Below are 11,226 nucleotides of genomic sequence, written 5' to 3'. Positions count from 1 at the left end.
GTCAGCCTCCCTTGGCCGGATAACGATTGACGCGGTAAAAGGCTTTGACGTGATCGGATTCCTTGTAGCGCGCCTTGCGCTTCTCATCGTTGGTTTCGCTGTCGGCCTCGGCGGACCCGACCAGCGGTGTCGCCAGCGTCGCGCCAGCGCCGACCGTGCCGATGCCGACCTTGCGCAGGAAGTCGCGACGCCCGCCTATGGTTTTCCGGTCTTCATTCATCGCATCTCTCCTGGATCCGCGCGTGCGGGTCAGTTGGCGAATGTGAATGCTTCCGTCTCGATCTCGATAAAGGCGCGACCAAGCGCGCCGACCGCACGATAAAAGGTGGCGCTCTCAGCGCTTTCGATATCGGCGAACAGCCGCCCCATCCAGGGCGCGACGTGCGTCTCGAAGAAGGCGCGCTGCACGTCGGAAGATGCCTCGAAGCGTTTTGAAGCAAAACCGGCCATGATCTCGCACAGGATCGACGCGTGGTCTTCCGGCTCCGAATTGCCCGCAACGCGCACGATCCCGAGCGCAGCGAGATCACCGCGCAGGCGTGACAGCGGCCGCTCGTTGAGAAAGCCGGTCAGGTAGTAGGAGGCATAAGGCAAAAGCTCGCCGCGGCCGAGACCGACGAACAAGTCGAAATATTCGCGTTCAACTTTCGCTGCGACCGCGTTGGCCGCGGCTTCGGCCAGCGCAATATGCGCGCACCCAAGCGACGTCGCGTCGCCGGCCAATGCCGCCAATTGATCAAGCAGCTTTTTTGACGGCGCTGCCGACAGAAGCGAAGCCAGCAGCAGATACTCCTGCGCCCGCGCCGCGTCGACGGGATCACTCGGGTCTTCGGCCACAGGCAGCTCTCTGTAAAGATCGGGCCGCAATTCGTTGCGCGATACGCCAGTCGCGGCTTCGACAGCAATTACCCGTTGTGCGGGCACCTTGCTCCAGTTTGAAACGGAGGGCTGGCTGATGCCGATTTTGCGCGCAAGCCTGGCAACGCCGCCAACGGCGTCAATGGCGCGATCAAGGCCGTCATCACGCACGTGGACCTCCCATCCAAGTCCCAGGTGCTTGATTTCGCTTTGGTTGCAAAGCGCTGGACGAATTGTACTTCCATTGCTGCGGGGGTTCCATAGCCTGAGGCTATTTCTTTCGTTGGGGCCACTAGCGCGGCAGCGCACCGCCATGGGCGCGGCGCCGAACGGGTTCGCGGCCGCTCTCGGCGCTTTCAGCCACTGTCGATTGCGTTGCAGCAGGAACTGAGGCAATTTCGGTCGTCGCGGATTCCGCGGCTATGACCTCGACCGTTGAAGTCTTGGCCTGGCACAATTCTCGCGAAGAATCCGTGGCTTCAACCCGAGTCTCAAGCTGAGCCTCGGCCGACTTGCGCAGGCCACTAAGGATCCGGTCAACCAGCGTGGCCAGATCTCCCTCGGAATAATCCAGCGGACCGAAACCGGGCATCGCAGAGGGATCGTTGAAGTCCCAGGCGTTCTCCGCGAGCCCGACGAAGTCGCGAATGGCAGGATCGGCGCTCCAGGCGCGACGAAGCGCCGCACGGGCCAGCTCCTGCGGAATCCCTTTGCGCAGAAAGGCCTTGATGTCTGTCGCGGACGTGATCGAGTCGATCGAAGGCAGACTCGACAGATCGACTTTCGCCTCGTCGTCCTTGGCGGGGGGCTTTGGTGCAGATTGCACATCATCGTGCGTTGCCGCGGTCGGCGACGTGGCGTTCGCTCTTGTCTCCCGCTTGCGGCGGGACCAACGCACCAGAAACTTGTCCTCACTCAGCTCGTCCTCGCTCACTCGACTTGCCTCGCTCATTCCTGTCCGCCTTCATGCTAGCGGCGGGCTAGCGCCTCCGGATCGGCCTGACGCCGCTCGCGCTTGAAGAACTCACGTTCGACGTGGTGCTCGGCAACAAAACTTTCAATCGCCTCGCGCAGCACCTCCGGCATCGGCACCGCCTCGACGAGGTTGGCACCGGCCTCAGTGAACGCCTCACCCTCCGCAGGATCGGCGGTGACGGCCGCCACTGAATAGGACCAGACGCCTTCCGCGGGCGACAGCACGGTCCAGATGCTCGGACCGCCCGAGGCGAGATTGTCGCGGTAGCGTGCAGTCTCGGACGGATAGAGATCAACCGTCGCACTGCCCGCATAGAACAGGGTTTTGCCGTCCTCTTCGCGGAGCACTGTCCAGGGTTTTGTCTCGGGCTCATCGGGCAGCACGGCGACGCAACGCCAGACGAAGTCGGCCCATGGCGAGTCCGCCTTGCGCCGCTCCACCACGATACCGACGGAAATGCGCAGGAGTGGCAGCGCGGCGGGGTTCACGTCACCATCTCCAGGCGTTTGATCGGCAGCCCCGTCAGCAGATTCTGCGGCTTCAACCGGAGCTTCTGGTCCGGCGTCATCGCCAGGATGAGATAGACCGGCTCGCCCTGCATATCCTCTGTGGCCGCGCCGCTGTCCGCAAACGTCAGGCGAAACAACGCGAGCACGCGGCCGGCGCTGCGTTCATCGAGCCGCTCGCCATGCCAGAGACGGTCGCCGAAACTCGTGGCGTCCGTATCGAGCCCGACATACCAGCTGAGCTGCGCATCCTGCAACGCGGGCAGCGGCTCGATGGCGACGTCGACCGCCAGCAGATGGGAAATCCAGCGCGCCATCGCATGCGCCAGCGCATGCGGGCCCCGGCCACCCGAGGTGAAGTCGAAGGCCATGTCAAAATGATCGCTGCGCTGCCAATACGCGTCGGCATTCTCTCCGCTCAGCACGTCGAGCTGGGCGTCGGTTACAGCTCCCAGCATCGACATCAACGAGAGCACCGGCGTCGGACTCTGCCCACCGACCACCTCTTCGTCGCCGAGCAGCAAGGCCTGCTCATGCGGCAAGACGCGCTGCTGGCGGAAGAACAGTTCCGCGGCACGCGCTACGAACGGATCATCGCGGCCGTCCAGCGCATTGCGCAGGATCACGTGCACGAGCTGATTGACGAACAGCGGCGGCAGATCGCTCGTCCGCGATCGGATGGCTGCAAGGTAGGCAGCCTCGAGCGTCGGATGCCGCAGCAGGAGATCGCGAAAGGCGAGCACGAACCGCCAGTTTTCGCGTGCGTCCTGATCGGCGATCGCAGCGATCTCGTCATCGCTCACCGGCTGGCGCGGACCAGCGAGCAGCTCGCAGTGCAGCCTTCTTTCGACCCGGCATGCGTCGTCCGGCGGCAGCAGCTCGGGACGGGCAAAATAGGCCTTCAGGAATTCATCCGTGACGCAGAGCCGGCCGCTCTCGTCGCGATCGAGCAGATGGTGGCCAGACGCGATCCAGAAATCCTTCATCGGCGTTGCGGCTCCTGGCCGAGATCGGCAAGATGGAGATCATGATCTGGCTCGACATCGTCCCCCACCTCCATGAATGAAAATGCCTTGCCATGCCTCTGCCCTTTGCGCAGTTGCAGCCTGCGGAAGGCCTCGCGGACCTCGCCATCGCTCACCGAGCGGTGGACCGCAATCAGCGAACTTACCGGATGGATACAGAGCGATTGAACAAAGGCGACTTCCTCCTCCGCCGCAGTTCTCGCAGTTGCAATGTCCGGCGCCCCGAAGCGTTCGACGAGTTGCCCGGCAAGCAATTCGACTAAGGCCCGGCAATCGTCCTGCGTCGCCGGGACGATCTGCGCCAGCGTCGACCAGCCCCAGGATTGTAAGCCGAGGAAGCCGCTGCGGAAGGCGGCGCGCTCCTTGCCGCTCAGATTCGCCGGGTTCTGATCGCAGAAGCGGAAGGCGCCGGAAACCGCCCATTCGCCTGATTCGGCCGCAACGTCGAACACGAAGGTGTCGGAGGGATCGAGCGCGATGGTGCGCAAGAGTTTCACAGGCGCAGCCCTCCGAGTTTCGGATCGAGCCAGGACGGCGTGCCGAGGTGGGCGACGAGCTCACTCCGCTCGGTCCCAGCTGTGCCGACGCGGCGCGTGAGAAGATCACCGCAATAGTCGAGCCGCTGAACCATTTGCCGCTCGCGGGCTACGCGGTTGAGATAATCACGCGCGACGCCGTCAAAGCCATCGACTTGCCAACTATCGATCGCCCGCATGAGGTGCCGGGCAAAGCTCTCGGTCACCTGCACGGCGCCCGTCTCGCCAAACCCCTCCTCGTCCAGCGCAGACGCCAGCGGATAAACACCAGGCCCCGGGTCGCTCATGGCGACTGTCCGGATCATGGCGCCAAACACGAGCCAGGCCGGAGGCTCGTCCTCGCGCGCAGACGACGGCCATCCCAACCGCCCACCACCGACCAGTCCGCCGTCGATGCGGATCGCGTCGGGCCAGTCGATTGCCACCGTCTTGTTCGGCGGCGCATAGACGCGGAGCGCGTCGGTGAGCGCAACCATGCAGGCGTAGAAGGCGCGCCGCGCGGTGCTCAGGGGCTCGCCCGGCTCGAGCACTACGGCGAATTCAGCGAGATCGAACCGTCCGACATAGACCAGCGTGCCGGCACCGCCCTCGGGTGCAATGCGGCAAGCGTGAGCAAAGGCGTCTCCGCTCTCGCGCAACCGGACGAGCGCGAATGGCGGCGGTAGATGGATCGGTTCCGCCAGGGAAACATGGGTGGTAGGGGTCGACGGCAAGGCCGTCCTCCACTTTCCTTTTCTTCCCGATAGTGAAAATCTATACGAAGCAAGGGATCGGCGCGAGTCCGGTCCCGCGCCGCACTGACGGAGGAATTCACCTGGATCAGCCAGCGAAGACCGTTCTGATCTGCTCGTGCGAAGACACGATGCGCCTCGACACGGCCGCGATCCGGCGTGGATGCCCCAACTGTGAGATCAGGAGCTTTCGACATCTCTGCGGCGCGGAGCTCGATCATTTCCGCAACGCCGCAACGGCAGAGGGTTCGCTGACGGTTGCCTGCACGCAGCGGGCGGCGCAGTTCACCGATGAGGCCGGCGAACGCCCAGACGGGATCACTTTCGTCAACATCCGCGAGACGGCGGGCTGGTCGCGCGACGGTGCGAACGCAGCTGCGAAGATGGCCGCGCTGCTTGCGGCGGCTGCGATTCCGAGACCGGACTATCCGTTCGTCACGCTGTTGAGCGACGGCATCATCCTTATCTATGGACGCGACGAGGACGCAATCGAGGCCGGACGGCTGCTCGCGGACCATCTCGATGTCACCGTCATGCTCAAGCGGCCAACAGACGTCGCCCCGCCTGCGGCGACGGACTTCCCGATCGTGAAGGGTACAATCCGCAACGCCAAGGGACATTTCGGCGCCTTCGAGCTCACGATCGACGACTACGCGCAGCCCAGACCGTCTTCGCGCGATCGCTTCGTGTTCGGAGCCACGCGCAACGGGGCGACCTCGCGCTGCAATCTCGTGCTCGACCTCTCCGGCGAGATGCCGCTGTTTCCCGCGCACGATCTGCGCGACGGCTACCTGCGAGCAGATCCCAAAGATCCCGCTGCCGTGCTGCGCGCGGTGCTCGCCGCGCGCGATCTCGTCGGCGGCTTTGACAAGCCGAGATATGTCGACTTCACGCCCGGCCTCTGCGCCCACTCGCGCTCGAATCTGACCGGATGCCATCGCTGCCTCGATCTGTGCCCGAGCGGTGCGATCACGCCCGCCGGCAATCATGTCGCTGTCAACGCGGAAGTCTGCGCAGGCTGCGGGCAATGCGCTGCCGCCTGTCCGACGGGGGCTGCCTCCTACGCGCTGCCGCCCGCCGACACCCAGTTGCAGATCATGCGTGCCATGCTGCTCGCCTATCACGAGGCTGGCGGCAGGCATCCCGTGCTGATGCTGCATGACAGCCCTCACGGCACGCCGCTGATCGACGCGCTCGCCCGTCACGGCGACGGGCTGCCGGCCAACGTGCTTCCCCTCGCCTTGAACGAGGTGACGCAGGTCGGGCTGGAAGCGGTCATCGGCGCATTCGCCTATGGCGCGTCCGCCGTGCGCCTTCTGCTGCGCGCAAAACCGCGGCACGAGGTGACGGGGCTGTCGCAGACGATTGCCATGGCCGAGGCCATTCTGGCCGGGCTCGGATTTGACGGGCAGCGCGCGGCCACCATTGAAACCGACGATCCCGACGTGCTGGGTGCGCAATTGAGCGCGATCGACATGCTTCCGGCGGTCGCGACGCCCGCAACCTTCAAAACGGTCGGCAAACGGCGCGATTTGCTTCGCTTTGCGTTGAGCGAATTGCACCGCCTGGCGCCGAGGCCGGTCGACATGATCGCCCTGCCGCAAGGCGCGCCGATCGGCGCGATCAGCGTCAATACGGATGGTTGCACGCTATGCCTGTCCTGCGTCTCGGCCTGCCCAACCGGTGCGCTTCGCGACGATCCCGAGCGTCCCGTGCTCAAATTCGTCGAAGATGCCTGCGTGCAGTGCGGTCTGTGCCAGAGCACCTGCCCCGAAAAGGTGATCACGCTCAAGCCGCAGATCGATTTCCGCGCGGCGCGCGCGGCTGCCGTCGTGATCAAGGAGGAAGAGCCCGCGCTGTGCATCCGCTGCGGCACCCCGTTCGGCGTGAAGAGCACGATCGATCGGATTGCGGCAAAGCTTGAGGGTCGGCACTGGATGTATCCCGCTGGTGACAAGAGGCTGGAAACCTTGCGGATGTGCGCCGACTGTCGCGTCATCGTTATGAGTGAACAGCAGTTCGATCCGTTCCAGGACGTGCCGCAACGCGCGCCGCCGCGGACGACTGATGATTACCTGCGCCAACGCGAGAACAAGGATTAGCCGCATGTCTCGTTACATGGTGGTTTTGTGGACGTGCTTTATCGCCACAATCCTTGCCGCTGGCGCGGCCGAGGCTCCCGCCCCACCAAGGCGGAGAAGGTTGCGCTCAAGCAGGCGATCGTCGCTTGCAAGGCCGAGGCCAAGGGCAGGAAGGTCAACTGGCTGTCGCGGCGGAAATACGTGAATCAGTGGTGGCAGCGCTGAAGGAAGATCCAAGCGTCGACGTCGATCGCATGCCTAGGGAGCGCCCGGAGCTAGCGAATATTCCTGTGGAGCAATGGCCGGAATATTAGCGCCCTACTTCGACGTCGCACGCGCCAGAAAGTCCGTGAGTGCGCGGCGGTCTGCGGCCGAGCTGATGTGCTGTTCTGGCATCTTCGTGCCCGGCGTATAGGCGTTCGGCCCGATCTCGAACAGTTTTGACACCGTCTCTGGTGTCCAGACGATGTCCATCCTCTTGAGCGCGTCGGAGAAGCGGTAGCCCGGCAGCGATGCGATCTTCCGGCCGTAGAGTCCGGCAAGCGTCGGGCCGGCGCGCTGCACCTCCGTCTCCGACAGCGTGTGGCAAGCGACGCAGGCCCGGAAGATTTCGGCGCCGTGATCGCCGGCATAGGCGGCGAGCGGGTCGGCTGGCGTGCCCAAGAGGTTGGAGCCGATGGCATCGCCGGTCAGTACATTCCATCGCCTGATCCTACCGTCGGCGCCGCCGGTCAGAAGCGTCGCGCCATCGGGCAGGAACGCAACCGACCAGACCGGCATGCCGGGCCCAGCGAGCGTGCGCAGCACGCTGCGCGCCTTGCGATCGACGATCGCCACGGTGTCGCCAACGCCGGCTGCGGCAATCAAGGCACCGTCATGCGAGATCGCCAGCGCCACGATCGGCGTGGTGCCTGCAGCAACGTCACCGCTTTCCTTGCCATCTGAGGTCATCATGCGCAGCCTGCCGTCTGCTGCGCCCGTGACGATTTCGCCATCCGGTGCGACCGCAACTGCGTTCAATGGCGCCGGCAAGGTCACAATCTCGGACGTCCCATCCGCCAAATGCCAGACCCGCGCCGTAAGATCGTAGCCGACACTCACGAGCGATTGTCCGTCTGGCGTAAAGGTAACGCCGTTGACGTTTTGCGAATGCCCCTCCAGCACGCGCAACGTGCCATCCGACAGCGACCAAAGCCGCACGGTATGGTCCCACGAGGCTGATGCGAGCTTCGATGCATCGGGCGAAACGGCGAGCCCGACAATGGGTCCCGTATGACCTTCGAAAACCCGGTCGGGCTGCGGCCGGCCTGGCGTCCAAATAGCAATCTGGCTATCCGCACCTGCCGTTGCCACTCTTCCTTCTCCAAGGAAGGCAACCGCGTTCACCGCATCCGAATGGAAGCGAAGGACTTGCTCGGCGGACTCTGTTGCTAGCGACCATTGGATAGCTGCGGTGTCGAAGCTACCTGACAGAACCGTCTGGCCATCGACCGAAACAGCGATCGCACGGACAGGCCCGCCGTGTCCCGCTAGTTGCGCTTGCGCGGGCTGTAGCGCCGAGAACAGTTGTGCTGTCAGAAGCGCGGCGGCGAGACGCAAGGTCAAATCCAAGGGCCGTCGGGCTTCCGGCAAAACATCCCCCGTTCGATTGAGCTCAATAAAGGGAGCTCTATCCGCTTCCAGGGTGCGACAAGCGGCGCCTTGAAAGGCGACCGATGTGATCGCAGACTTGGGAAAGGCGCCTCAAAGACCGAGGCCGAACATGCAAATCCATCCGAAAGCGTATCTGCAGCTGATCTCGCGGTTGTGGCACTTTCGCGTCTTGCCATCGCGAAATCGCGATCCTGCCACCCGAGAAGCGTCGCCGCCGCTCATTTACATCGTCGTCGTGCTAGCACTACTATTGACTGTCCTCGAAATTGACCTCCACCGTGGGCAGCTTCAATCCTTCGGAATGCTCGCCGCTCCAACCGAGATCAACCCGATCTTCATGAGCCCTTGAAATAGAGTTTGCGGCACCGCGGCTCGCGCGAGCGGACAATCCGCCTATCGAGCTGCGACAGCGGTATTCTATTCTCTCTGCTGCTGCGCTCCCCTCGGGAACACCAGAGATCGATCCTCGAAATCCTCAAGCGGCAACTTACCCTGTTGCGCCATCTTGTGCATCTCTTGCACAGTGGGCATCCCCGCTACAGACGGTCTATTCACCGATGATGGATGCGATCGCAGCATATTCGTCGCCGCCGCGACAAGCGCGAGGGCAGTCAGGCCAGAGATCATCAAGAGCTTCATCCGAACGTCCGTGGGTTTTGAGAGAGTCGAAGCTCTCATTAGTGCAAGACCGAACGCCGCTGTGTGATATCCCTCACATCTCTCCTTTTCTTGATCATTGCTGGAGTTGTTGCGCTCGCTCCGGTCACTGGTCGAAACCTTGCCCCGAGATGTCTATTCCGGAGAGGATGGACCATCATGAAACGACGCCGGTTCAAGCAGGAAAAACCGCTAATCGAACGGCTGACGAGAGCAGCCGAACTAGCGCGCGAGAAAGCAAATCCGAACGTCGCCTGACAAGCAGAACAAATGCCACCCGGAGCCGAGCGCGACGACCTCTTGAGGAAGGCTCGGCAAGCTGACGTTACCGCTGACATTGATATGGTGGTTAAGTTCGCCGGAGCTGAAACCTCCGACATAACGGCAGCGGTCCTGAGTTCGGTGCCGGGATCAAGACGGCCGTCGAGCGCGGCTGGCTCGAGCTGCCCGAGAGCGGGGCGTATGTGCGGTTGCTGAAAGACGTCGGACCTAGGAGCCGCCGGTCCCGGCGTCGCACCCGGATATTGGCCAGCGGTCCTTTTAGGCTGAACGCACGCGCTTCGCGGTCGTTCTGCGCCTTTGCCGCCAATCGTCCATGCTTCTCCGTAGCCGCACCGCGGGCACTGGAAATTAATTTCATGATGGCCAGTCCGCCTGGATCCGATGAAGTTCGCAGCCATCGGCCAAGCCCGACAATTCGGACAAACAACTAAAACATGATCAGGGTCGAGCACGGGCAATCGTTCCCATTATCCAGGGGAACCGGGTCGTCGCCTAACTGTGCGTTTTTTCGATCGTTCCTTGGGCGCGAGCATGAGGCTCTAAAGCAGGGAAGCCGGCGCCTTCTTTCGATCTAGGAACAGTGAAGGGTCGCCAGAGTTGGACCGCGGCGGCTGGAGACTTTGCAGTGATCCGCTACTTTTTCGACATCCGGGACGGAGCCGAGCTTTACCCGGACGAAGAAGGTCTAGAATTGGCGAACGAAAGGGTCGCTGAGATAGAGGCCGCACACACCTTGGCTGCTATGGCGAGGGATGCGCCTGGTATGGGCGATCGACGCGACATCGCTATCGAGGTCCGCACCGAAGTCGGTCCGGTCTTTCAGCTTGCCCTCGTATTCGAAGCCGACCGGTTGAAGAATTAGGCTTGCCTAGGAACCGAGGGTAATGATCCACTGTTGGTTTTGCGATATTTCCCGAGGACTTTTCCATGGCCAAGAAGAACTGTTTGATTGTACGAGCTGTCGGAAGCCAACTCGATCAGCTGCGCGGAGAGGCATCGCGCATTTCGCGAGGAAATAAAATCGAATGGTGGGTCGAGCGTGGTGACGCTGGGACGCAGTTTTGCTTTGAGACGGTCGAAGCAAAACAAGCATTTGCCTCAATCTGCGAAAACTTCGCAGTTGCGTGCAGGGAAGCTTAGCGAACAGAAGCAGGCCCGCGCCGTGAGAAACAGAGAGGCCGCCAAATGAGGCGGCCTTCTTTTAGATGGGCGGTTTAAGACTTGGCGAATTTAACCATTCATCATAGGCCCGGGTAACGGAAACGGCGTGACGCGCCACCGCGGCCATAGCGGCTGCGAGCGCCGCCAGAGACAGAGAGAATAGCGCAATGGTCGCGATATCGTTCATAGCCACGTTCTAACGACTGAGGTCGTGAGCGAGTTCCGACTGCGTGTATCTCCAAACGGAACACCTAGGAAAAAGGCGTTCGTCCAAGAGCATCGTGGAATATTTTTACAAGATCTTCGGCAAAGACCTTCGGGCGATCGTGCCTCATATGGCTATGTCCGCTGGCACGATGATCGCCGTCATTAAGAAGCGAGTCCGCCGCCGCGCGCCCGAGCCAGTCCATGCTCCCCGTGATGAAAATAATTGCCACTCACTCTGCCTCTCATGGACTTGAAGATCGCCTCCCTCTGGCCCGCCTTGCGCGCGTTCATGCGCGCTCAGACCAGCACCCCGGCTCCGACAATGGCGGTGTGCCTCAGCCCTGGTCGGCCACCCGGCTCAGGAGACGGGCGTTCCGGAAGATCCGAAGACGAAAGCGCAAACACACTGCCTTCATGACATTGCTGCCCTCGAGCGTCATCGCTGTGACGGGCGGCTCTGACCGGCCGAAGCGCCCCGATCTGTTCGGAAAAAGGGCATGCCCACTTGAAACAGAGCATTACCATCCATATACCATCTATCCAGATGGTATAT

The 11,226-nt window shown here is 62.5% G+C and carries 15 protein-coding genes; 5 read left to right on the top strand and 10 right to left on the bottom strand.

The annotated features are described in order from the left end of the window. Window position 1: 1 nt before the first annotated feature. The 7 genes from SO180_RS25495 to SO180_RS25465 form a co-directional block, all read right to left on the bottom strand. Entirely contained in the window at window positions 2–220 is a 219-nt protein-coding gene (locus SO180_RS25495; protein WP_449381588.1) for a twin-arginine translocation signal domain-containing protein, read from the bottom strand. Between the two features lie 29 nt (window positions 221–249). Next, a complete protein-coding gene (locus SO180_RS25490) occupies window positions 250–1,029 on the bottom strand; it encodes a Cro/CI family transcriptional regulator (protein ID WP_449381587.1) in 780 nt (259 codons plus the stop codon). A gap of 121 nt (window positions 1,030–1,150) precedes the next feature. Beyond that, the gene (locus SO180_RS25485; protein ID WP_449381622.1) at window positions 1,151–1,777 is read right to left on the bottom strand and encodes a DUF3306 domain-containing protein; all 627 of its coding nucleotides are present in this window, start codon (window positions 1,775–1,777) and stop codon (window positions 1,151–1,153) included. 50 nt (window positions 1,778–1,827) lie between these two features. Then, window positions 1,828–2,322, bottom strand: a complete 495-nt coding sequence (locus SO180_RS25480) for a DUF3305 domain-containing protein (RefSeq protein ID WP_449381586.1) — start codon at window positions 2,320–2,322, stop codon at window positions 1,828–1,830. Next, a complete protein-coding gene (locus SO180_RS25475; RefSeq protein ID WP_449381585.1) occupies window positions 2,319–3,326 on the bottom strand; it encodes a DUF6352 family protein in 1,008 nt (335 codons plus the stop codon). Before SO180_RS25475 ends, SO180_RS25480 begins: the two co-directional genes overlap by 4 nt. Then, complete coding sequence (locus SO180_RS25470; RefSeq protein WP_449381584.1) at window positions 3,323–3,862, bottom strand: DUF6505 family protein; 540 nt, start codon at window positions 3,860–3,862, stop codon at window positions 3,323–3,325. The genes SO180_RS25475 and SO180_RS25470 overlap by 4 nt, the downstream gene beginning before the upstream one ends. Next, the gene (locus SO180_RS25465; RefSeq protein ID WP_449381583.1) at window positions 3,859–4,614 is read right to left on the bottom strand and encodes a biotin/lipoate--protein ligase family protein; all 756 of its coding nucleotides are present in this window, start codon (window positions 4,612–4,614) and stop codon (window positions 3,859–3,861) included. Before SO180_RS25465 ends, SO180_RS25470 begins: the two co-directional genes overlap by 4 nt. A 149-nt stretch (window positions 4,615–4,763) precedes the next feature. On the opposite strand from SO180_RS25465, the gene SO180_RS25460 reads away from it, so the two are divergent. Beyond that, the gene (locus SO180_RS25460; protein WP_449381582.1) at window positions 4,764–6,734 is read left to right on the top strand and encodes a 4Fe-4S binding protein; all 1,971 of its coding nucleotides are present in this window, start codon (window positions 4,764–4,766) and stop codon (window positions 6,732–6,734) included. A 27-nt stretch (window positions 6,735–6,761) separates the two neighbouring features. Beyond that, on the top strand, window positions 6,762–6,938 hold the full coding sequence (locus tag SO180_RS25455) for a hypothetical protein (RefSeq protein ID WP_449381581.1): 177 nt from the start codon (window positions 6,762–6,764) through the stop codon (window positions 6,936–6,938). 93 nt (window positions 6,939–7,031) lie between these two features. On the opposite strand, the gene SO180_RS25450 is transcribed toward SO180_RS25455, so the two are convergent. Further along, window positions 7,032–8,324 (bottom strand): c-type cytochrome, encoded by a 1,293-nt coding sequence (locus SO180_RS25450; protein ID WP_449381580.1) that lies wholly within the window; start codon window positions 8,322–8,324, stop codon window positions 7,032–7,034. Between the two features lie 151 nt (window positions 8,325–8,475). Here SO180_RS25450 and SO180_RS25445 point away from each other — a divergent pair, with 151 nt between their 5' ends. The 3 genes from SO180_RS25445 to SO180_RS25435 all read left to right on the top strand — a co-directional run bounded on the left by SO180_RS25445 (window position 8,476) and on the right by SO180_RS25435 (window position 10,445). After that, window positions 8,476–8,715 (top strand): hypothetical protein, encoded by a 240-nt coding sequence (locus SO180_RS25445; protein WP_449381579.1) that lies wholly within the window; start codon window positions 8,476–8,478, stop codon window positions 8,713–8,715. A gap of 1,215 nt (window positions 8,716–9,930) precedes the next feature. Further along, complete coding sequence (locus SO180_RS25440) at window positions 9,931–10,167, top strand: DUF6894 family protein (RefSeq protein ID WP_449381578.1); 237 nt, start codon at window positions 9,931–9,933, stop codon at window positions 10,165–10,167. Between the two features lie 65 nt (window positions 10,168–10,232). Then, window positions 10,233–10,445, top strand: a complete 213-nt coding sequence (locus tag SO180_RS25435; protein ID WP_449381577.1) for a hypothetical protein — start codon at window positions 10,233–10,235, stop codon at window positions 10,443–10,445. A gap of 61 nt (window positions 10,446–10,506) precedes the next feature. Here the strand turns inward: SO180_RS25435 and SO180_RS25430 are convergent, their stop codons facing one another. Next, complete coding sequence (locus SO180_RS25430) at window positions 10,507–10,653, bottom strand: hypothetical protein (protein WP_449381576.1); 147 nt, start codon at window positions 10,651–10,653, stop codon at window positions 10,507–10,509. Window positions 10,654–10,717: 64 nt separating this feature from the next. After that, the gene (locus SO180_RS25425) at window positions 10,718–10,903 is read right to left on the bottom strand and encodes a hypothetical protein (RefSeq protein ID WP_449381575.1); all 186 of its coding nucleotides are present in this window, start codon (window positions 10,901–10,903) and stop codon (window positions 10,718–10,720) included. Window positions 10,904–11,226 lie beyond the last annotated feature (323 nt).

This window comes from Bradyrhizobium sp. UFLA05-112 (assembly GCF_053572325.1).
The sequence above is the reverse complement of the archived record's forward strand: the minus strand, read 5'-3'. Positions and strand labels throughout refer to the sequence as shown.

Excerpts from the sequence above, each read along its gene's own strand:
- SO180_RS25475 (WP_449381585.1), bottom strand. The coding sequence starts at position 3,326 with ATGAAGGATTTCTGGATCGCGTCTGGCCACCATCTGCTCGATCGCGAC.
- SO180_RS25430 (WP_449381576.1), bottom strand. The coding sequence starts at position 10,653 with ATGAACGATATCGCGACCATTGCGCTATTCTCTCTGTCTCTGGCGGCG.
- SO180_RS25495 (WP_449381588.1), bottom strand. The coding sequence starts at position 220 with ATGAATGAAGACCGGAAAACCATAGGCGGGCGTCGCGACTTCCTGCGC.
- SO180_RS25435 (WP_449381577.1), top strand. The coding sequence starts at position 10,233 with ATGGCCAAGAAGAACTGTTTGATTGTACGAGCTGTCGGAAGCCAACTC.
- SO180_RS25445 (WP_449381579.1), top strand. The coding sequence starts at position 8,476 with ATGCAAATCCATCCGAAAGCGTATCTGCAGCTGATCTCGCGGTTGTGG.
- SO180_RS25460 (WP_449381582.1), top strand. The coding sequence starts at position 4,764 with ATGCGCCTCGACACGGCCGCGATCCGGCGTGGATGCCCCAACTGTGAG.